The following is a 20,289-nucleotide window of genomic DNA, read 5'->3' on the forward strand; positions in this document are numbered from 1 at the left end:
TAAACTTTGATTGTTACATCGCAATCGCGAGCAAGCTCGCTCCCACAGGTATCGGGTTCGTTCTGTAAACCCCGACACGCCAGGCCCCGCAAAATGGCGCTTATCTTAAAGCAAAACGGCGACCATTGGCCGCCGTTTAGTGCATCCGCGCAGATTTAGACGACAGGTGCCGTTTCAGGCTCGGTGGCCGGTTTCGGCAGCGACGACAGGAACGCCATGATCAGCGCCGCGACGTACGGCAGCGACTGCACCAGCAGCATGATGACCCAGAAGCGCATGTCGTTGCTCGGCATGCCGTTCACCAGGTAGATCCCCAGGGCCGCGCTCCACAACAGCAACATGATGAACATCTCTTCCCGGGCTTCGGAAATCGCCACCCAGAAGCCGTGGTTGTCGGCATTCTTCGGCGTACGGAAGAACGGAATGCTGCTGGTGAAGAAGCCGTACAGCACCGCTTTGGCGATGGTGTGGGACAACGCCAGACCGGCCAGCGCCGCGCAGAAGGCGTCCTTCAGATTCACCCCGACCGCACGACGGTAGAGGAAGATGATCTTGGCGACCTTGAACACGAACAACGCCAATGGCGGGATTGCGAAGATCAGCAGCGGCGGATCGACCCGTTGCGGCACGATGATCATCGCCGCCGACCACAACAGCGCGCCGACGGTGAAGAAGATGTTCATGCCGTCCGCCACCCATGGCAACCAGCCCGCGAGGAAGTGGTAGCGCTGGCCACGGGTCAGCTCGGTGTCCTTGCCGCGCAGCAGGCTGGCGGTGTGGCGCTTGATGATCTGGATCGCTCCGTAGGCCCAGCGGAAACGCTGTTTCTTGAAGTCGATGAAGGTATCGGGCATCAGGCCCTTACCGTAGCTGGTGTGGTAATACGCTGCCGACAGGCCTTTTTCGAATACCCGCAGGCCCAGTTCGGCGTCTTCACAGATGCACCAGTCGGCCCAGCCCAGCTCTTCGAGCACCGAGCGACGGGTCATGGTCATGGTGCCGTGCTGGATGATCGCGTCGCGGTCGTTGCGGGTGACCATGCCGATGTGGAAGAAGCCTTTGTATTCCGCGTAGCAGAGCTTCTTGAAGGTGCTTTCGTTCTGGTCGCGGTAATCCTGCGGCGACTGCACCACGGCGATTTTCGGATCGGCGAAGTGAGGCACCATGTGCTTGAGCCAGTTCGGGTGCACGCAGTAATCGGAGTCGATCACTGCGATCACTTCGGCGTCCTTGGCGGTGTGCGGGATCAGGTAGTTCAGCGCGCCGCCCTTGAAGCCGGCCAGCGGTGCCACGTGGAAGAACTTGAAGCGCGGGCCGAGGGTTTCGCAATAATCGCGCACCGGTTCCCAGACCGCCGGGTCCTTGGTGTTGTTGTCGATGATCAGGACTTCGAAGTCCGGATAGTCGAGGTTGGCCAGGGCGTTGAGGGTCTGTTTGACCATCTCCGGCGGCTCGTTATAGCAGGGCACGTGAATCGACACTTTCGGGCGGTAGCTGGAGTCGCCTTCCACCGGCAGGAACTCGCGCCGGCGCTTGTGCACCCACACCGCTTCGGCCAGTTCATGGGCTTCGGTCAGCAGCACGATAAACACCCCGAGCGCACCGAGGGCGAGCAAGAAGCCCACCGTCAGGCTGAACCAGGTGCTGTATTGCTGGCTGTAGTCGTAACCGATCCACACCAGCACCGAACCACACAGGAACGCAATGAAGGTCAGGAAGGTACGGCCACGCTGGCGCAGGGCCGAGCCGTCGATCATCAGCAGGGTCAGCGACAACAGCGCCAAAACCACCGAACCAATGGCCAACACGCGCCATTGCGGAATCGCTACCACCGGGCCTTCGAAGTTGAACTTCTGCTGGCGCGCGGCGTTGAACACGCCCCAGTAGGCGCCGACGGAACCTTCGTCGCTGGCTTTCCACGGCTGGTCAAACGCTTCGATCACGAAGTAGTTGAAGCCCTGGCGATTGAGCTTGTTGACCAGGGTTCGCAGATAAATCGCCTGGTCCGCCGGGGAGGCGTCGGCGCCACCACGCATGCGGCCGTTGCTCGGCCAGCCCACCTCGGACAGCAGCAGTGGTTTTTTCGGGAACATCTTTTTCAGGTCGCGGGCGCGGTCGAGGACGAACTGCCCGGCCTTGTCCATCGGGACGAACTCCCAGTAAGGCAGGACGTGCGCGGCAATCAGGTCGACGTGCTTGGCCAGTTCCGGGTGTTCTTCCCACACGTGCCACTGTTCGGACGTGGTCACCGGCACTTTCACGGCGGCACGCACGCGATCGAGCATGACGCTGAGTTCCTGGGCGGTGATTTCCTTGCGGTAAATGGCCTCGTTGCCGACCACCACACGAACCACGCTGCGCGAGGAGTTGGCGATTTCAATGGCACGGGTGATTTCCCGTTCGTTGCGTTCCAGGTCCGGGCTGATCCAGATCCCCAGGGTCACCCGCAAGCCGAACTCTTCCGCCAGTTTCGGGATGTTCTGCAGCGTGCCGTCGACCGAGTAGATGCGGATGTTGTCCGTCAGCTTGCTCATGATCTCCAGGTCGCGACGCATTTGATCGTCGGTCGGGTACTGGTCTTTCTGCGGGAACTGGCCCTGCTGGAATGGCGAGTACGAGAAGCCGGAGATCTGTTCAGGCCAGTTGGGGGCGGTGACCGGGCGGTTGATCAGCGCCCAGAAGCCGGTAAACAAGGCTGCGATGGCGAGCACCACGACCAGGTTGAGTCCAAATTTACGCGATGACATAGTTATTTCGGGTTCCAAAGACTGTGGAACGAAGGAACGGTTGGCGGTCGCCAAGGGGCGCGCATCCTACACCGGGCATTCTCTGGTCGTACAGCGGACAGGGAATTGCCGGACATTGGGCAATCCAAGTCGGTTTAAGTTCTTTCTTTAGAGCGTGTAGGACGAATCTTTGTTCGATGTATTTTTCGTGGATGTTGCCCGTTCATAGCGCAATGATGCTCTTGGGCGCCGACGGCCCTATAATGCGCGCCGGTTTTTGGGGTAATGGTCATGAGTACAGAAGATCCGCGGTTTGCTGGCATCGCCCGCTTGTATGGCATTGAAGGCCTTGAGCGCCTGAAAGCGGCCCATGTGGCGATCGTGGGCGTCGGTGGCGTCGGTTCCTGGGCGGCGGAAGCCATGGCCCGTTGTGGTGTTGGCGAAATTTCGCTGTTCGACCTCGATGACGTCTGCGTCAGCAACGCCAACCGCCAGTTGCACGCGCTGGACAGCACGGTGGGCAAGCCCAAGGTCGAGGTGATGGCCGAGCGTCTGCGCGGGATCAACCCGGATTGCACGGTGCATGCGGTGCCTGACTTCGTTACCCGCGACACCATGGCCGAGTACATCACGCCGAACATCGACTGCGTGATCGACTGCATCGACAGCGTCAATGCCAAGGCCGCGCTGATCGCCTGGTGCAAGCGGCGCAAGATCCAGATCATCACCACCGGCGGCGCGGGCGGGCAGATTGACCCGACGTTGATCCAGGTCTGCGACCTCAATCGCACGTTCAATGATCCATTGGCGTCGAAGGTGCGCTCCACGCTGCGCCGCGACTACGGCTTCTCACGCACCGTGACCCGCCACTACAGCGTGCCGTGCGTGTTTTCCACCGAGCAACTGCGCTACCCGAAACCGGACGGCAGCATTTGCCTGCAGAAGAGTTTTGTCGGTGATGGGGTGAAGCTCGACTGCGCCGGCGGGTTTGGCGCGGTGATGATGGTGACGGCGACCTTCGGCATGGTCGCGGCGACCAAGGCTGTGGACAAGATTGTCGCGGGTGTGCGGCGGCCGGCGGAGCGGGTCAAACCGCAGGTTTAGTCGGTGTGGCTGAAGGCCTCATCGCGAGCAAGCTCGCTCCCACATTGGAATGCGTTCCTCCTGTGGGAGCGGGCTTGCCCGCGATGGGCTGCGAAGCAGCCCTCTTATTGAGCCAACTCCCGCATCCGCTGAAGCACCGCATTCAAGCCATTGCTGCGGGACTCGGACAACTGCCGCCCCAACCCCAGCTGATTGAACCAGTCCGGCAAATCCACCTGCTGCAACTCGGCCGCGGACAAGCCGTTGACCCGCGCCAGCAGCAACGCCACCAACCCGCGAATCAACCGTGCATCACTGTTGGCGCTGAACTGCCAATGACCGTCGCGCAACTCGCCCACCAGCCACACCTGGCTTTCACAGCCGTGTACCCGATTGGCGTCGCACATTTGCGTGTCGCTCAACGCGGGCAGGCGCTCGCCCCATTGCATCAGCAGGCGTGCGCGTTGTTCCCAGCCTGCCGCTTTCTGAAAGATATCGAGTGCCGTCACGGCATCGGCAGGCAGGTTCATCGCAATAGCTCCAGCGCCTGATCCAGGGCTTCAAAGAACCGCTCCAGGTCTTCGGAATCGTTGTACAGCGCCAACGACACCCGAATCGCTCCGGCCAGTTCGAAGCGTTTGAGCAGCGGCATCGCGCAGTGGTGGCCGGCACGCACCGCGATCCCTTGTTCGGTCAGCAAATGCGCGAGATCGGAGTTATGCACACCCTCGACGGTGAAACTGGCCAGTGCCACTTGCGGCTTGCCCAGCAGGCGAATGCCGTTGCGCGCCTCCAGGCCCTTGAGCAGACAGGCATGCAACGCGGCTTCATGGGCAGACACGGCGTCCTGATCGAGCCCGGCGAGGTAGTCCAGGGTCGCTCCCAGGCCGATCACGCTGGCAATCGGCGGCGTCCCGGCCTCGAAACCCAGCGGTGCCGGGCGAAAGCGTGCGTCGTGATAATTGGCATCGAGCACCATTTCACCACCGAACTGCCAGGGACGCAGTTGTTGCAGTGCTGTGTTGCGCCCGAACAGCACACCCAGGCCATCGGGGCCGTAGAGCTTGTGGCTGGAGAACACATAGAAATCACAGCCCAGCGCCTGCACGTCGTGGCGACCATGGACCACGCCCTGGGCGCCGTCGATCACGGTCAGGGCGTTGTGCGCCTTGGCCAGTGCCAGCAATTCAGACAGCGGCTGCCATGCGCCAATCACGTTGGACAACTGGCTGACCGCCAACAGACGCGTGCGTGGGCCGATCAAACCGGCGGCGGCTTCAAGGTCGATCACGCCGTCGGCATCCAGCGGCAGGATCACCAGTTTCAGGTCGCGACGGTGCGCCAGTTGCTGCCACGGCAGCAGGTTGGCGTGATGCTCCAGGGCGCTGATGACAATCTCGTCGCCCGGATTGAAAAGATGTTCCAGGCCATAGGCCAGGAGATTCAGCGCGGACGTCGCGCCGTGGGTAAATATGATCTGCCCGCAATCGCCAGTATTGAGCCATTGCGCGACTTTGCGGCGGCTGTCCTCGAACGCCTGGGTGGCGTGGGCGCCGGGCAAATGCTGCGCCCGATGCACGTTGGCCGCGCCGTTGGCGTAGTAGTGCGCCAGGGCATCGAGCAGGGCTTGAGGTTTTTGCGTAGTGGCGGCGTTGTCCAGATAGGTCTGGTCTTGCCGTTGCAGGGTGGCGATGGCCGGAAAATCGACACGCCAGGGGGAGAGAATCATCATGCTGTTCGGCCTATGCACTTGATCCCTGTGGGAGCGAGCTGGCTCGCGATGATCGCTTGGACGACACGGGCTGTCTGATGCCCCGCGTTATCGTTGACGTCCATCGCGAGCAGGCTCGCTCCTACAGGAACAGGGATCGTGTGGCTTAGTTGTGAGCGTGCAGCGCTTCGTTCAGCTCGATGGCCGATTTGTGGGTTTTGCATTCCACGGCACCGGTCTCCGAATTGCGACGGAACAGCAGGTCTGGCTGGCCGGCCAGTTCACGGGCCTTGACCACTTTGACCAGTTGATTGTTCTCGTCCAGCAGCGCGACTTTGGTACCAGCGGTCACGTACAGGCCCGACTCGACGGTGTTGCGGTCGCCCAACGGGATACCGATACCGGCGTTGGCGCCGATCAGGCAGCCTTCGCCGACCTTGATCACGATGTTGCCGCCGCCCGACAGGGTGCCCATGGTCGAGCAGCCGCCGCCCAGGTCCGAACCCTTGCCGACGAATACGCCAGCGGATACGCGGCCTTCGATCATGCCCGGGCCTTCGGTGCCGGCGTTGAAGTTGATGAAACCTTCGTGCATCACGGTGGTGCCTTCGCCCACGTAAGCGCCCAGGCGCAGACGCGCGGCGTCAGCGATACGCACGCCGGCCGGAACCACGTAGTCGGTCATTTTCGGGAACTTGTCCACCGAGAACACTTCCAGCAGTTCGCCGCGCAGGCGGGCTTCGAGTTGCAGTTCGGCCAGTTCGCTCAGGTCGACAGCGCCCTGGCTGGTCCAGGCCACGTTCGGCAGCAGCGGGAAGATCCCGGCCAGGTTCAGGCCGTGTGGCTTGACCAGGCGATGGCTCAGCAGGTGCAGCTTGAGGTAGGCCTCAGGGGTGGACGACAGCTGGGCGTCTTCGGCCAGCAAGGTGGCAACCAGCGGCTTGTGGCTCTCGGCCAGGCGGGTCAGCAGTTTGCCTTGTACCGCGTCGATGCCTTTCACGGCTTCAGCCAGTTGCGCGGCCTGCGCGGTGGTGAAGGTGATGGCCTGGTTGCCTTCGCTGTAACCGAGGATCGGCGCAATGGCGGCGACCAGTTCGGCGGGCGGGTTGAGCAGTGGCTGGGCGTAGAACACTTCCAGCCATGCGCCTTGACGGTTTTGAGTGCCGACACCAAAGGCCAGGCTGAACAGGGTAGTAGACATGTTGATACCTCTAGCAAATTGAAACGGGCTGCTTACTTGAGCGCGGCCGCGTAGATATCTGGCTTGAAGCCAATCAGGGTTCGGTCACCGAGATCAAGCACCGGACGCTTGATCATCGAGGGTTGTGCGAGCATCAGTTCGATGGCTTTCGTCTGGTCGAGATCGGCTTTGCGTTCGTCGTCGAGCTTGCGAAAGGTCGTGCCTGCACGGTTCAACACCACTTCCCAGCCGTGCTCGTTGCACCATTGGGTCAGGTGTTCACGGTCGATACCGACCGCCTTGTAATCATGAAAGTCATAGCTGACAGCGTGTTCATCGAGCCAGGTGCGCGCCTTTTTCATGGTGTCGCAGGCTTTGATGCCGAAAAGGTGCAACGTTTTGCTTGAAACGGTCAAGGAATTGCCCCCTTTGCAGGTGCCGTAAATAAAAGGTGACGGATTATGCCATGGAAGCGCAAATCCTGCGGGAATACGGTGCTTCGGTGACCTGCGTGCGACATAGGTGCAAGGGTCGCCCGAAGTCTAAGCGGCTAATATGGCACTTCAATGCTGTTGATCGTCCGGGAACCACGCTTTATGCAAACCGCTTATACCGTCCTGATCCTGTTGATGCTGGTTGGCGTTTCGCGCCTGATCGGACGGGTGGTTCCGCTGCCGTTGCCGTTGGTGCAGATTGCCGCTGGGGCCTTGCTCGCCTGGCCGACGCTCGGCCTCCATGTAGCCCTCGATCCCGAACTGTTCCTGTTTCTGTTCCTGCCACCACTGTTGTTCTCCGACGGCTGGCGCATGCCCAAGCGCGAATTCTGGCACTTGCGCGGCCCGATCCTGACCCTGACCCTGGCAGTGGGCCTGGTGCTGTTCACCGTGGTCGGCGCCGGGTATTTCATTCACTGGTTGCTGCCCGGTGTGCCGTTGCCGGTGGCGTTCGCCCTGGCGGCGGTGCTGTCACCGACGGATGCGGTGGCGGTGTCGGCCATTTCCCGCAACAGACTGCCGACCCCCTTGATGCACATCTTGCAGGGCGAGGCGCTGATGAACGACGCCTCGGGCCTGGTGACATTCAAGTTTGCCCTGGTGGCGGCGGTGACCGGTGTGTTCTCGCTGGCCAATGCCAGCCTGACGTTCGTGCTGGTCGCTGTCGGTGGCCTGGCGGTCGGGGTGGCCTTGAGTTGGCTGGTCGGCCGTCTGCGAGCGTGGATGATCGAGCGGGGCTGGGATGATCCGGCGACGCATGTGGTGTTCATGTTGCTGCTGCCGTTTGCGGCCTACGTGCTGGCCGAGCGCATGGAAGTGTCGGGCATCCTCTCGGCGGTGGCGGCGGGAATGATGCAGAGCTGGCTCGACCTGTTGCCGCGCCAGACCAACACGCGCTTGCTCAACCGAAGTGTCTGGTCGCTGCTGGAGTTCGCGTTCAACGGTTTGATCTTCCTGCTGTTGGGTTTGCAGTTGCCGGACATCATCAAGGCGGTGGCCAGTCACGAAACTTCGTTATGGCCGACGTTGTTGTATCGCGGGCTCGACGTGGTGGCGATTTTCCTGGTGCTGCTGGTTTTGCGGTTCGTCTGGGTGCAAAGCATCTGGCGATTGTCGGTACTGCTGCGGCGATTGCGCGGCAAGGGTGAAGTGACCCGGGTGCCGACGGCGCGATCCTGTTGGTTGCTGACCGTGGGCGGCGTGCGCGGGGCCGTGACGCTGGCGGGTGTGATGTCGGTGCCGATGCTCATGGGAGGGAGCGCATTTCCCGAGCGCGACCTGCTGATTTTCATCGCCGCCGGGGTGATTCTGCTGTCGTTGATTGCGGCCTGCATCGCGCTGCCACTGTTGTTGCGTGGCATCGAAGCCAGTCCGGACGACAAGCGGCGCAACGAAGTGCGCGACGCCTGGCGCAAGACCGCCGAGGCGGCCATTCATGCGCTTGAGACAGAAGAGGTCAATCCACAGGACGCCGCCCAGTCCGCACTGGCCGTCGAGCTCAAGGCGCGGATCATGTCCGAGTACCGACATCAGTTGGAGGTGTTCAACGACTCCGCTGAGGCGCAAGCCCTGGCGTTTCAGATGGACTTGCTGGAACGGCGTTTGCGCTTGAAGGCGCTACGGGCGCAGCGCCTGGAGTTGTACAGCCTCAGTCGTCATCACCAGATTGGTGATGACGTGTTGCGTGAGGTGTTGGGGGAACTGGATCTGAGCGAGGCCAAACTCGGTCAGGTGAAGTAACACCTGCCCCCCGTGGGGGGTTATTTGCGGCGCTGGATGAAATCGCGAATCCGCTCGGCTGCTTCAACACACTCTGCCAGCGGCGCAACCAGCGCCATGCGCACACGCCCGGCCCCCGGATTGACGCCATCGACGTCCCGCGACAGGTAAGAACCCGGCACCACGGTCACGTGCTCCTGCTCGAACAGGTCTCGGCAGAACGCAGCGTCGTCACCGGCGACATTCGGCCACAGGTAGAAACTGCCATCCGGACGCTGTACGTCCAGCACCGGGCTGAGGATTTCCAGCACCGCATCGAACTTCTCGCGATACAGCGCCCGGTTGGCGCGCACGTGCACTTCGTCATTCCACGCGGCAACGCTGGCCAGTTGGGTTTGAACCGGCATCGCACAGCCATGGTAGGTGCGATAGAGCAGGAAGCCCTTGAGGACGTCGGCATCACCGGCCACAAAGCCCGAGCGCAGGCCTGGCAGGTTCGAACGCTTGGACAGGCTGTGGAACACCACGCAACGCTTGAAGTCCTTGCGACCCAGTTCCGCGCAAGCGCTGAGCAGGCCTGGCGGCGGCGTTTGTTCGTCGAAGTACAGCTCGCTGTAGCACTCATCGGCGGCAATCACGAAGTCGTATTCGTCGGCCAGGGCAATCAGCTTTTTCAGGGTCTCGACCGGGATCAGGGCGCCGGTCGGATTGCCAGGCGAGCACAGGAACAGGATCTGGCAGCGTTGCCAGATGTCCGGAGATACGGCGTCGAAATCCGGGTTGAAGCCGTTTTCGTCCAGGCATGGCAGGTAATGCGGCTTGGCCCCGGCGAGGAACGCCGCGCCTTCGTAGATCTGGTAGAAGGGGTTCGGGCTGACCACCAGCGCGTCATCGCCACGGTTGACTACGGTCTGGGTGAAGGCGAACAGCGCTTCGCGGGTACCGTTGACCGGCAGCACGTTGCGCGCCGGGTCGATCCAGCCCTTGGGCACATCGAAGCGACGCTCGCACCATGCCGCGATGGCTTCACGCAGCTCCGGGATACCGAGTGTGGTCGGGTACACAGCCATTTTTTCCAGATTGCTGGCCAGGGCCTCGGCGACAAAGCTTGGCGAACGGTGTTTCGGCTCGCCGATGGACAGCGCGATCGGACGCTTGTCCGGATTGGGCGTCACGCTGCCGAGCAGAGCGCGGAGTTTCTCGAACGGGTAGGGCTGGAGCTGGGACAGAGCGTTGTTCATCGATAAATCTCGTTCGGTGTTGGAGCGGCGCTGGTCCCTGTAGGAGCGAGCTTGCTCGCGATGGTCGTCAACGATAACGCGTTCTTGCCAGAATAACGCGGCGTATTTGAGTTCATCGCGAGCAAGCTCGCTCCTACAAAAGGCGGGCCGTTGTTAAGTCAGATGCTGATGCGCGACAGTTTGATATCAGGTTCCTGGTTGACGCTCAGTTGTTCGACGATCGCATCCTGCAGGCGGCTGCACAGCAACGGGTCGGACAACGGCTGATTGTTGGCGTCGGTGATGAAGAACACGTCTTCCACGCGTTCGCCGAGGGTGGCGATCTTGGCGTTCTGCAACGACAGATCGAACTCCAGGAAGATCGTGCCGATCCGCGCCAGCAGGCCCGGGCGGTCGGGCGCGGTGAGTTCCAGCACCGTCACCGGGCGTTGGGCGTCGTTGTGGATCGTCACTTGTGGTGCAAAGGCGAAATGCTTGAGCTGACGTGGCACCCGGCGCTGGATGATGGTCGGGTAGTTGTCCGGGTTACGCAGGGCTTCGGTCAGACCCTCGCGGATCTGTTTGACCCGCGCCGGATTATCGCCAATCGAGTCGCCGTCGGTGTCGAGCACGATATAGGTGTCGAGGGTGAACTGGCTGCTGGAGGTGATGACCCGGGCGTCGTGAATGTTCAGGTTGAGCTGGTCCATCGTTGCCACGGTCACGGCAAAGAAGTCGTGCTGGTCCGGGGCATAAATGAAGATCTGCGTGCCACCTTCGAACTCGCGCTGGGTGGTTTCCTTGATCAGCACCAGTGGTCCGCCGTCGGCCGGTTGCTGGAGTATCGCGTCGCTGTGCCAGGCCACGTCGCCGGCGGTGTGGCGCAGGAAATAGTCATCACCCAACTGCGCCCACAATTGCTCGACATCGTCCGGGTCGGTGCCGCCGCGCACCAGGATATCCAGGGCGGCGCTCTGGGTCTGGCGGATCTGCTCTTCGCGATCCACCGGGTTCTCCAGGCCACGGCGCAAGGCGCGCTTGGTCTCGGTGTAGAGCTGGCGCAGCAGGCTGGCGCGCCAGGAGTTCCACAGGGTCGGGTTGGTGGCGTTGATGTCTGCGACAGTCAGCACATACAGGTAGTCGAGGCGGGTTTCGTCGCCAACGATCTGGGCGAAATCGTGGATCACCTGCGGGTCGGACAAATCCTTGCGCTGGGCGGTGGTCGACATCACCAGGTGGTTTTGCACCAGCCACACGATCAGGCGACTGTCCCACGTGGGCAGTTGATGACGCTGGCAAAAGGCCTCGGCATCCACGGCACCGATGTCCGAGTGATCGCCATGCCGGCCTTTGCCGATGTCGTGGTACAGGCCGGCCATGTAGATCAGCTCGGGCTTGGGCAGCTTGCCCATGACTTTGCTGGCCAGCGGGAATTTTTCCGACACCTGGGTGTACTGCAACTTACGCAGGTGTTTGATCAGGTTCAGGGTGTGGGCATCGACCGTATAGATGTGGAACAGGTCGTGTTGCATCTGCCCGACGATAAAGCCGAATTCGGGCAGATAACGCCCAAGGATGCCGTAACGGTTCATTCGCCGCAGGTTGCGGTGGATGCCGATCTTGCATTTGAACAATTCGATAAACAGGCTGGTGTTGCGAATATCGTTGCGGAAGTCGTCGTCGATCAGGTGGCGGTGTTCCCGCAGCAGGCGAATGGTGTCGGCGCGCACACCCTTGATTTCGGGCTGCTGGGCCATCAGCACGAAGATTTCGAGCATGGCGAACGGCGTGCGGCGAAAGACGTTGTCGTTGCGTGCCTCGATGTAGCCGTCATGCAACTGGAAACGCGAGTTGATCGGCTGCGGTGGCGCTTCGTCTTCCGGTGCGAGGATGACTTCCTCGAAGTGCTGGATGATCAGGTCGCTGAGTTGGGCGATGCTCATGACCACCCGATAATACTGTTGCATGAAGTTTTCGATGGCTTGCTTGGCGTCGTCGCCTTTGAAGCCCAGCAGCCCGGCAATGGTGCGCTGGTGATCGAACAGCAGGCGGTCTTCGGCGCGGCCGGCCAGCATGTGCAGGGCATAGCGAACCTTCCACAGGAACTCCTGGGAGGAGGCGAGCAGGGCGTTTTCGCTCTCTACCAGGAATCCTTCGCCTGCCAGTGCCCGCAGGTTCAGGGTGCCGTACTCGCGACGGGCCACCCACAGAATCGTCTGGATATCCCGCAGGCCGCCGGGTGAGCCTTTGACGTTGGGTTCCAGGTTGTATTCGGTGTCGTTGTACTTGTGGTGGCGAGCCTTTTGTTCGGCATGCTTGGCCAGGAAGAAGTCCTTGCTCGGCCACATATGCCCGGTGCTGGTGACGTCCAGCATGCGTTGGCGCAAACGCTCGGGGCCGGCGATGGTGCGGCTTTCCATCAGGTTGGTGACGACCGTCAGGTCGGCGCGGGCCTCGACGGCGCATTCGTCGACCGAGCGAACGCTCTGGCCGACCTCCAGGCCGATGTCCCACAACAGCGTCAGAAAACGCTCGATGGAATCGCGGAAAACCTCGTGGTCGGCGCTGTCCAGAAGGATCAGCAAGTCGATATCGGAATAAGGGTGCAATTCGCCACGGCCGTAGCCGCCGACCGCGACCAGCGCGATGTCGGCGTCCTCGCTCCAGCTGAACTGCTCCCAGGCCTTTTGCAGGATGTTATCGACGAACCAGGCGCGATCCTCGATCAGCCGGCGAATGTCCCGGCCATTGCGAAAACGCGTGTCGAGCACTTCGCGGGCCTGGCGGATCGCCTTCTTGAAGGCCGCGATCGGGCTTGCCTTCAGGGCCAGTTCAGCCTGGAACTGGCCGCGGTCGAAGAGTTCGGGATCCACCTGCGGCATCGATTGGCTTTCCTTTCTATAGGCGATGTACGGTAGCGGGATCAGGCCGAAACGCGAGGGATGGTGTCATCACTGCGCAGGGTGAAGATCTCGTAACCGGTTTCGGTCACCAGCAGGGTGTGTTCCCACTGTGCCGAGAGCTTGCGGTCCTTGGTGATCGCGGTCCAGCCGTCGCCCAGTACCTTGGTGTCGGCGCGGCCCTGGTTGATCATCGGCTCGATGGTGAAGGTCATGCCGGCCTTGAGTTCCATGCCGGTGCCAGCGCGGCCGTAGTGCAGGATCTGCGGTTCTTCGTGGAATACCTTGCCGATACCATGGCCGCAGAATTCGCGAACCACCGAGAAGCCGTTCTTTTCCGCATGCTTCTGGATAATTTCGCCGATGTCGCCCAAGCGGCAGCCGGGTTTGACGATCTCGATCGCCTTGTACATGCATTCCTGGGTCACCTGGGACAGGCGCTCGGCCCAGACCGGTACGTTGCCGACGTGGAACATCCGGCTGGTGTCACCGTGGAAACCGTCCTTGATGACGGTGACGTCGATGTTCAGGGTGTCGCCATCTTTGAGCGGCTTGTCGTTTGGAATGCCATGGCAGACCACATGGTTGATCGACGTGCAGATCGACTTTGGATAGCCCTTGTAATTGAGCGGGGCAGGGATGGCTTTCTGCTCATTGACGATGTAGTCGTGGCAGATCTGGTTCAGTTGATCGGTGGTAACGCCCGGCTTGACGTATTCGGCAATCATTTCCAGCACATCGGCGGCCAGTTTGCCGGCGATACGCATTTTGGCGATATCCTCGGGGGTTTTGAGGGTGACGGTCATACAGGCTCTCTCTGCGCCAGGCGGCGCTTTCTAGACGGAGGGGGCAATGCGCGATCGAACTTCGCGGCCCTGAAAAATACGATTCTACCAGACGATCAGCGCAAATCTGCGGCTGTGTGCATCGCTTCTCTCTATAGAATGGTGCATTCTTGGCGGATTCCAAGGGGTGGAACAAAACGCTCGCCAGGATTTCAGAATCCGGGTTCCGTTTTGCCCTGTCTTGTGATATAAAATGCGCCGCTTTCCGGGGATGTCTCGGGAAGCTTAAATCCACACACGTGTCGACACGATGACCTGGGTGCCTTCAGCTGATGCTGCTGGTTGGTCATTGGGATACGTGGAGGCCAAACCCGACTTATTAAGGAACTATCATGTCCCAAGTCAACATGCGCGATATGCTGAAGGCCGGTGTGCACTTCGGTCACCAGACCCGTTACTGGAACCCGAAAATGGGCAAGTACATTTTCGGTGCGCGTAACAAGATCCACATCATCAACCTTGAAAAAACCCTGCCAATGTTCAACGAAGCTCTGACTTTCGTAGAACGTCTGGCCCAGGGCAAAAACAAGATTCTGTTCGTCGGCACCAAGCGTTCCGCTGGCAAGATCGTTGCTGAAGAAGCAGCACGTTGCGGTTCGCCGTACGTCGATCACCGCTGGTTGGGCGGCATGCTGACCAACTTCAAGACCATCCGTGCTTCCATCAAGCGTCTGCGTGACCTTGAAGTACAAGCCGAAGACGGTACTTTCGCCAAGCTGACCAAGAAAGAAGCGCTGATGCGCACTCGTGACCTGGAAAAGCTGGATCGTTCCCTGGGTGGTATCAAGGACATGGGCGGTCTGCCAGACGCTCTGTTCGTTATCGACGTTGATCACGAGCGCATCGCGATCACCGAAGCCAACAAGCTGGGCATCCCGGTTATCGGCGTAGTCGATACCAACAGCAGCCCGGAAGGCGTTGACTACATCATCCCAGGCAACGATGACGCAATCCGCGCTATCCAGCTGTACATGGGTTCGATGGCTGACGCTGTCATCCGCGGTCGCAACAATGTTGCCGGCGGCACCGAAGTTTTCGTTGAAGAAGCTCCGGTAGCAGCAGCTGAGTAATTGACGCCTTGGCGTTGACTCAGTAAGCAAAAAGGGGGCTTGGCCCCCTTTTTGCCACCTCGAAAACCATTTGTCGGCGCCCACTGCTCTATCTGTAACGTGCGGCAGCTAACAAGGGTGGTTCGGGAAGAATTGATCGCCCGTTCGATCGGGTGGAATGGTTGAAAACCTATCCAAGAGGATTTTGAAATGGCAGAGATTACTGCAGCGTTGGTCAAAGAACTGCGCGAGCGTACTGGCGAAGGCATGATGGACTGCAAAAAGGCCTTGACCAAGGCTGGCGGCGACATCGAGAAAGCCATTGATGACATGCGTGCTTCGGGCGCCATCAAGGCTGCCAAGAAAGCCGGCAACGTTGCCGCTGAAGGCGCTATCGCCATCAAGGCTGACGACAAGGCAGCCGTGCTGCTGGAAGTTAACTCGCAGACCGACTTCCTGGCCCTGCAAGACGACTTCAAGAACTTCGTTGCTGCCTGCGTAGAAAAAGCCTTCGACGAAAAACTGACCGACGCAGCTCCGCTGATCGCCGCTCAGGAATCGGCTCGTGAAGCTCTGGTCGCCAAAGTAGGCGAGAACGTCAACATTCGTCGCCTGGTACGCGTAGAGGGCGACGTTGTCGGCACCTACCTGCACGGCAACAAGATCGGAGTTGCTGTTGTTCTCAAGGGCGGCGATGTTCAGCTGGCCAAAGAGATCGCCATGCACGTGGCGGCGAGCAACCCTGAGTTCCTGCTGCCATCGCAGGTTTCGCCAGAAGCCATCGAGCGCGAGAAGGGCGTTTTCCTGACCCTGAACGAAGACAAGATGAAAGGCAAGCCAGCTGAAATCGTCGAGAAGATGATCGCCGGCCGTATCACCAAGTTCCTGGCTGAAGCCAGCCTGGTAGAGCAAGCTTTCGTGATGAACCCGGAAGTCACCGTTGGTGCCCTGGCCAAGAAAGCCGGCGCTGAAATCGTTTCCTTCACTTACTTCAAAGTAGGCGAAGGCATCGAGAAGCCAGTGGACAACTTCGCAGAAGAAGTTGCTGCTCAGCTGGCTGCCGCCAAGCAATAAGACGGTTTTTTAACTGTCGCCCAGAAGAGGCTGCCCGCTCACGCGCGCAGCCTCTTTTCAGATGGGGTATCAATTTTTATTTGGTTTCCCTTTGGAACTGGCTTACAAAGCCATGTTCCGATGGCGCTGAAGCAGTGCCAAGCTAGAGTGAGCGTCAGCTGTAAAACAGCTCGCAAAGAATTTTTTTTAAAATACGCCGCAGGAGAGATTCGCAATGGCTCAGCAGGGCAGTGGTTATCAGGCTCGCTATAAACGCATTCTACTCAAGCTTAGCGGCGAGGCCCTGATGGGCTCGGAAGAGTTCGGGATCGATCCGAAAGTTCTGGATCGCATGGCATTGGAAGTTGGCCAGCTGGTCGGCATCGGCGTTCAGGTTGGTCTGGTTATCGGTGGTGGCAACCTGTTCCGCGGTGAAGCGCTGAGCAAGGCTGGCATGGACCGGGTCACCGGCGACCACATGGGCATGCTGGCCACTGTGATGAACGCCCTGGCGATGCGCGACGCCCTTGAGCGCGCCAACATCTCGGCCATCGTGATGTCCGCTATTTCCATGGTTGGCGTGACCGATCACTACGATCGTCGCAAGGCCATGCGTCACCTGAATTCCAAGGACGTGGTGATTTTCGCGGCCGGTACCGGCAACCCGTTCTTTACGACGGATTCGGCAGCCTGCCTGCGTGCAATCGAAATCGATGCCGATGTCGTGCTCAAGGCGACCAAGGTCGATGGTGTCTACACCGCTGACCCGTTCAAAGACCCGCATGCCGAGAAGTTCGATCATCTGACTTATGATGAAGTGCTGGATCGCAAGCTGGGTGTGATGGATCTGACGGCCATTTGCCTGTGCCGCGACCACAAGATGCCACTACGCGTATTTAACATGAACAAGCCCGGCGCCCTGCTGAATATCGTACACGGCGGCGCTGAAGGGACCCTGATCGAGGAAGGCGAACAATGATCAACGAAATCAAGAAAGACGCTAAAGAGCGCATGCAGAAGTCTGTGGAGTCCCTGTCGCACAACTTCGGCCGCATCCGTACCGGCCAGGCGCACCCGAGCATCCTGGAAGGCGTGATGGTGCCGTACTACGGCGCTGACACCCCGATCAAGCAAGTGGCCAACATCACCGTCAAGGACGCCCGCACCCTGCAAGTCGTTGCCTTCGAGCGCAACATGCTCGGCGCAGTCGACAAGGCTATCGGCAGTGCAGGTCTGAACTTGAACCCGACCAACCTCGGCGAGCTGCTGCTGATCAGCATGCCGGCCCTGACCGAAGAAACCCGCCGCGGTTTCACCAAGCAGGCCCGTGACGTGGCTGAAGACGCTCGTGTTGCCGTGCGCAACATCCGTCGCGATGCCAACAGCTCGTTGAAAGACCTGGTCAAAGAAAAAGAGATCAGTGAAGACGAAGAGCGTCGCGCCACTGGCGAGATCGACGACCTGACCAAGAAATTCGTGGCTGAAATCGACGCGAAGCTGGCAGAGAAAGAAAAAGACCTGATGGCCGTATAAGGGTCGCGTTTTCATGGAAAAGACTAAGCAGACTGCACCGTCCGCGGTGCCGCGCCATGTCGCGATCATCATGGATGGTAACAATCGCTGGGCGAAAAAACGCTTTATGCCAGGTGTCGCCGGGCATAAAGCGGGCGTGGATGCGGTACGTGCAGTCATTGAAGTCTGCGCCGAGGCCAAGGTCGAAGTGCTGACCCTGTTCGCCTTCTCCAGCGAGAACTGGCAACGTCCGGCCGATGAGGTCAGCGCTTTGATGGATCTGTTCTTCAAGGCGCTGCGTCGTGAGGCCAAGCGCCTCAACGACAACAACATCAGCCTGCGCATCATTGGTGACCGCTCGCGTTTTCATCCAGAGCTGCAGGCTGCCATGCGTGAAGCCGAGGCCATGACGGTTGGTGCCAATCGTTTTGTCCTGCAGATCGCCGCCAATTACGGCGGTCAGTGGGATATCGCGCAAGCTGCGCAACGACTGGCGCGAGAAGTTCAGGCCGGGCACTTGCGTCCGGAAGACATCACGCCTGATCTGCTGCAGACCTGCCTGGTCACGGGCGATCTGCCGTTGCCGGACCTGTGCATCCGCACCGGTGGCGAGCACCGCATCAGCAACTTCCTGCTCTGGCAACTGGCCTATGCCGAGTTGTATTTCTCCGACCTGTTCTGGCCGGACTTCAAACACGATGCCATGCGCAATGCGCTGGCCGATTTCGCTTCCCGCCAGCGCCGCTTCGGTAAAACGAGCGAGCAGGTCGAGGCTGGAGCCCGGGTTTAATGCTTAAACAACGAATCATCACCGCACTGATCCTGCTGCCGATTGCCTTGTGCGGATTCTTTCTGCTTGAAGGTTCCGGTTTTGCACTGTTCATCGGGCTGGTCGTGACCCTTGGTGCCTGGGAATGGGCGCGTCTGGCGGGTTTTGCCGCTCAAGCGTACCGCGTTGGCTATGCCGCTGTGGTCGCTCTGGTGCTGTTCCTCATGTACATCCTGCCCGGCCTCGCGCCTTGGGTATTGGGTGCTTCAGTGCTGTGGTGGGCAGTGGCGACGTATCTGGTGCTGACCTATCCGCGCTCGAGCGAGCAATGGTCCAGTGCGGCGACCAAGTTGGTGATCGGCCTGTTGATTCTGCTGCCGGCCTGGCAAGGTCTGGTGCAGATCAAGCAATACCCGCTGGGTAACTGGCTGATCATGGCGGTGATGGTGTTGGTGTGGGGTGCCGATATTGGCGCCTACTTCTCCGGTCGCGCTTTCGGCAAACGCAAGCTCGCACCACAGGTCAGTCCGGGCAAAAGCTGGGAGGGCGTGTACGGTGGTCTGGCGCTGAGCCTGGTGATTACCACAATCGTTGGTCTGGTACGCGACTGGACGGTGGCCGAGCTGCTCAAAGGGTTGATCGGTGCCGCGCTGATCGTGTTCATTTCGGTGGTGGGTGATCTCACTGAAAGCATGTTCAAGCGTCAGTCCGGGATCAAGGACAGCAGTAATCTGCTTCCGGGTCACGGCGGTGTGCTGGATCGTATCGACAGCCTGACGGCAGCGATTCCGGTGTTTGCGGTGCTGCTGTGGATGGCTGCACCATGAGCCGCCCACAACAGATTACCGTTCTGGGGGCGACCGGCTCGATTGGCCTGAGCACGCTCGACGTCATCGCTCGTCACCCTGATCGATATCAGGTCTTTGCCTTGACTGGCTTCAGCCGCTTGAGTGAATTGCTGGCGCTCTGCGTGCGCCATGTCCCGCGATTTGCCGTGGTGCCTGAGATCGCAGCTGCCCGCACCCTGCAAGATGATTTGCGCGCGGCGGGTCTCTCGACCCGTGTTCTGGTGGGTGAGGAAGGTTTGTGTCAGGTCGCTTCCGATCCGGAAGTCGATACGGTCATGGCGGCCATCGTCGGTGCGGCGGGTTTGCGCCCGACACTGGCGGCGGTGGAGACCGGCAAGAAAATTCTGCTGGCCAATAAAGAGGCGCTGGTCATGTCCGGCGCGCTGTTCATGCAGGCCGTGCGCAAGAGCGGTTCGGTGTTGCTGCCGATCGATAGCGAGCACAACGCCATTTTCCAGTGCATGCCGCTCGATTATGCCCGTGGCCTTGAGGTGGTTGGCGTACGTCGGATTCTGCTGACGGCTTCCGGCGGTCCGTTTCGACAGACGCCCATGGCGGAGCTGGCGAATGTTTCTCCCGATCAGGCGTGTGCTCATCCGAACTGGTCCATGGGGCGAAAAATCTCCGTTGACTCGGCCAGCATGATGAACAAGGGGCTTGAGTTGATCGAAGCCTGCTGGCTGTTCGATGCCAAGCCTTCGCAGGTCGAGGTGGTGATTCACCCGCAAAGTGTGATCCATTCGCTGGTCGATTACGTTGATGGTTCTGTTCTGGCACAGCTCGGTAATCCGGACATGCGCACGCCCATCGCCAATGCCCTGGCCTGGCCGGAGCGGATTGACTCGGGCGTGGCGCCGCTGGACCTGTTTGCCATTGCGCGGTTGGACTTCCAGGCGCCCGATGAAAAACGTTTCCCGTGCCTGCGTCTGGCTCGTCAGGCGGCCGAAGCGGGTAACAGCGCGCCAGCCATGCTCAATGCGGCGAACGAAGTGGCGGTAGCGGCATTTCTCGACGAACGGGTTCGTTACCCGGAAATCGCGAGTATCATCGAGGAAGTACTGAATCTGGAGCCCGTAGTGGCGGTGGATGATCTCGATGCAGTGTTCACGGCAGACGCGAAGGCCCGATTGCTGGCCGGACAATGGTTGAGCCGTCACGGGCGGTAAATGCTGCGGATAGT

At 60.3% G+C, this 20,289-nt stretch carries 17 protein-coding genes; 9 read left to right on the forward strand and 8 right to left on the reverse strand.

The genetic code is table 11. The features are described from left to right. Nucleotides 1–155 precede the first annotated feature (155 nt). The gene (locus tag KW840_RS09550) at nt 156–2,747 is read right to left on the reverse strand and encodes a glycosyltransferase (protein WP_218495033.1); all 2,592 of its coding nucleotides are present in this window, start codon (nt 2,745–2,747) and stop codon (nt 156–158) included. 264 nt (nt 2,748–3,011) lie between these two features. Between KW840_RS09550 and tcdA the strand changes: the two genes are divergently transcribed. Further along, nucleotides 3,012–3,830, forward strand: a complete 819-nt coding sequence (gene tcdA / locus KW840_RS09555; RefSeq protein WP_046041104.1) for a tRNA cyclic N6-threonylcarbamoyladenosine(37) synthase TcdA — start codon at nt 3,012–3,014, stop codon at nt 3,828–3,830. A gap of 104 nt (nt 3,831–3,934) precedes the next feature. On the opposite strand, the gene KW840_RS09560 is transcribed toward tcdA, so the two are convergent. The 4 genes from KW840_RS09560 to KW840_RS09575 form a co-directional block, all read right to left on the reverse strand. Then, nucleotides 3,935–4,339 (reverse strand): SufE family protein, encoded by a 405-nt coding sequence (locus tag KW840_RS09560; protein WP_057716179.1) that lies wholly within the window; start codon nt 4,337–4,339, stop codon nt 3,935–3,937. After that, entirely contained in the window at nt 4,336–5,541 is a 1,206-nt protein-coding gene (locus KW840_RS09565; protein ID WP_218495034.1) for an aminotransferase class V-fold PLP-dependent enzyme, read from the reverse strand. Before KW840_RS09565 ends, KW840_RS09560 begins: the two co-directional genes overlap by 4 nt. A 145-nt stretch (nt 5,542–5,686) precedes the next feature. Next, entirely contained in the window at nt 5,687–6,721 is a 1,035-nt protein-coding gene (gene dapD, locus KW840_RS09570; RefSeq protein WP_102669823.1) for a 2,3,4,5-tetrahydropyridine-2,6-dicarboxylate N-succinyltransferase, read from the reverse strand. Nucleotides 6,722–6,753: 32 nt separating this feature from the next. Continuing rightward, nucleotides 6,754–7,116 (reverse strand): ArsC family reductase, encoded by a 363-nt coding sequence (locus KW840_RS09575; RefSeq protein ID WP_008052792.1) that lies wholly within the window; start codon nt 7,114–7,116, stop codon nt 6,754–6,756. 180 nt (nt 7,117–7,296) lie between these two features. Here KW840_RS09575 and KW840_RS09580 point away from each other — a divergent pair, with 180 nt between their 5' ends. Then, nucleotides 7,297–8,934, forward strand: a complete 1,638-nt coding sequence (locus KW840_RS09580) for a Na+/H+ antiporter (protein ID WP_218495035.1) — start codon at nt 7,297–7,299, stop codon at nt 8,932–8,934. Between the two features lie 20 nt (nt 8,935–8,954). Here the strand turns inward: KW840_RS09580 and dapC are convergent, their stop codons facing one another. From dapC to map, 3 genes are all read right to left on the reverse strand, one after another. Continuing rightward, a complete protein-coding gene (gene dapC, locus KW840_RS09585) occupies nt 8,955–10,154 on the reverse strand; it encodes a succinyldiaminopimelate transaminase (protein ID WP_218495036.1) in 1,200 nt (399 codons plus the stop codon). Between the two features lie 158 nt (nt 10,155–10,312). Further along, nucleotides 10,313–13,015 (reverse strand): [protein-PII] uridylyltransferase, encoded by a 2,703-nt coding sequence (locus tag KW840_RS09590; protein ID WP_057716175.1) that lies wholly within the window; start codon nt 13,013–13,015, stop codon nt 10,313–10,315. A gap of 41 nt (nt 13,016–13,056) precedes the next feature. Continuing rightward, on the reverse strand, nt 13,057–13,839 hold the full coding sequence (gene map, locus KW840_RS09595; RefSeq protein WP_057716174.1) for a type I methionyl aminopeptidase: 783 nt from the start codon (nt 13,837–13,839) through the stop codon (nt 13,057–13,059). 371 nt (nt 13,840–14,210) lie between these two features. Between map and rpsB the strand changes: the two genes are divergently transcribed. From rpsB to ispC, 7 genes are all read left to right on the forward strand, one after another. Continuing rightward, the gene (gene rpsB, locus KW840_RS09600; RefSeq protein WP_007978390.1) at nt 14,211–14,948 is read left to right on the forward strand and encodes a 30S ribosomal protein S2; all 738 of its coding nucleotides are present in this window, start codon (nt 14,211–14,213) and stop codon (nt 14,946–14,948) included. A gap of 189 nt (nt 14,949–15,137) precedes the next feature. Next, entirely contained in the window at nt 15,138–16,001 is an 864-nt protein-coding gene (gene tsf, locus KW840_RS09605; protein WP_008052779.1) for a translation elongation factor Ts, read from the forward strand. A gap of 214 nt (nt 16,002–16,215) precedes the next feature. Further along, on the forward strand, nt 16,216–16,959 hold the full coding sequence (pyrH, locus tag KW840_RS09610) for a UMP kinase (protein ID WP_008000043.1): 744 nt from the start codon (nt 16,216–16,218) through the stop codon (nt 16,957–16,959). Further along, nucleotides 16,956–17,513 (forward strand): ribosome recycling factor, encoded by a 558-nt coding sequence (frr, locus tag KW840_RS09615; protein WP_008019552.1) that lies wholly within the window; start codon nt 16,956–16,958, stop codon nt 17,511–17,513. Before pyrH ends, frr begins: the two co-directional genes overlap by 4 nt. A gap of 13 nt (nt 17,514–17,526) precedes the next feature. Next, on the forward strand, nt 17,527–18,282 hold the full coding sequence (gene uppS, locus KW840_RS09620) for a polyprenyl diphosphate synthase (RefSeq protein ID WP_057716173.1): 756 nt from the start codon (nt 17,527–17,529) through the stop codon (nt 18,280–18,282). Beyond that, nucleotides 18,282–19,088 carry a phosphatidate cytidylyltransferase gene (locus tag KW840_RS09625; protein WP_057716172.1) on the forward strand — a complete coding sequence of 269 codons (807 nt, stop codon included), beginning with the start codon at nt 18,282–18,284 and terminating at the stop codon, nt 19,086–19,088. The genes uppS and KW840_RS09625 overlap by 1 nt, the downstream gene beginning before the upstream one ends. Next, nucleotides 19,085–20,275 (forward strand): 1-deoxy-D-xylulose-5-phosphate reductoisomerase, encoded by a 1,191-nt coding sequence (gene ispC, locus KW840_RS09630; RefSeq protein WP_218495037.1) that lies wholly within the window; start codon nt 19,085–19,087, stop codon nt 20,273–20,275. Before KW840_RS09625 ends, ispC begins: the two co-directional genes overlap by 4 nt. Nucleotides 20,276–20,289 lie beyond the last annotated feature (14 nt).

The sequence above is a fragment of the Pseudomonas sp. PDM30 genome, from assembly GCF_019218985.1.
Lineage (GTDB): Bacteria > Pseudomonadota > Gammaproteobacteria > Pseudomonadales > Pseudomonadaceae > Aquipseudomonas > Aquipseudomonas jessenii.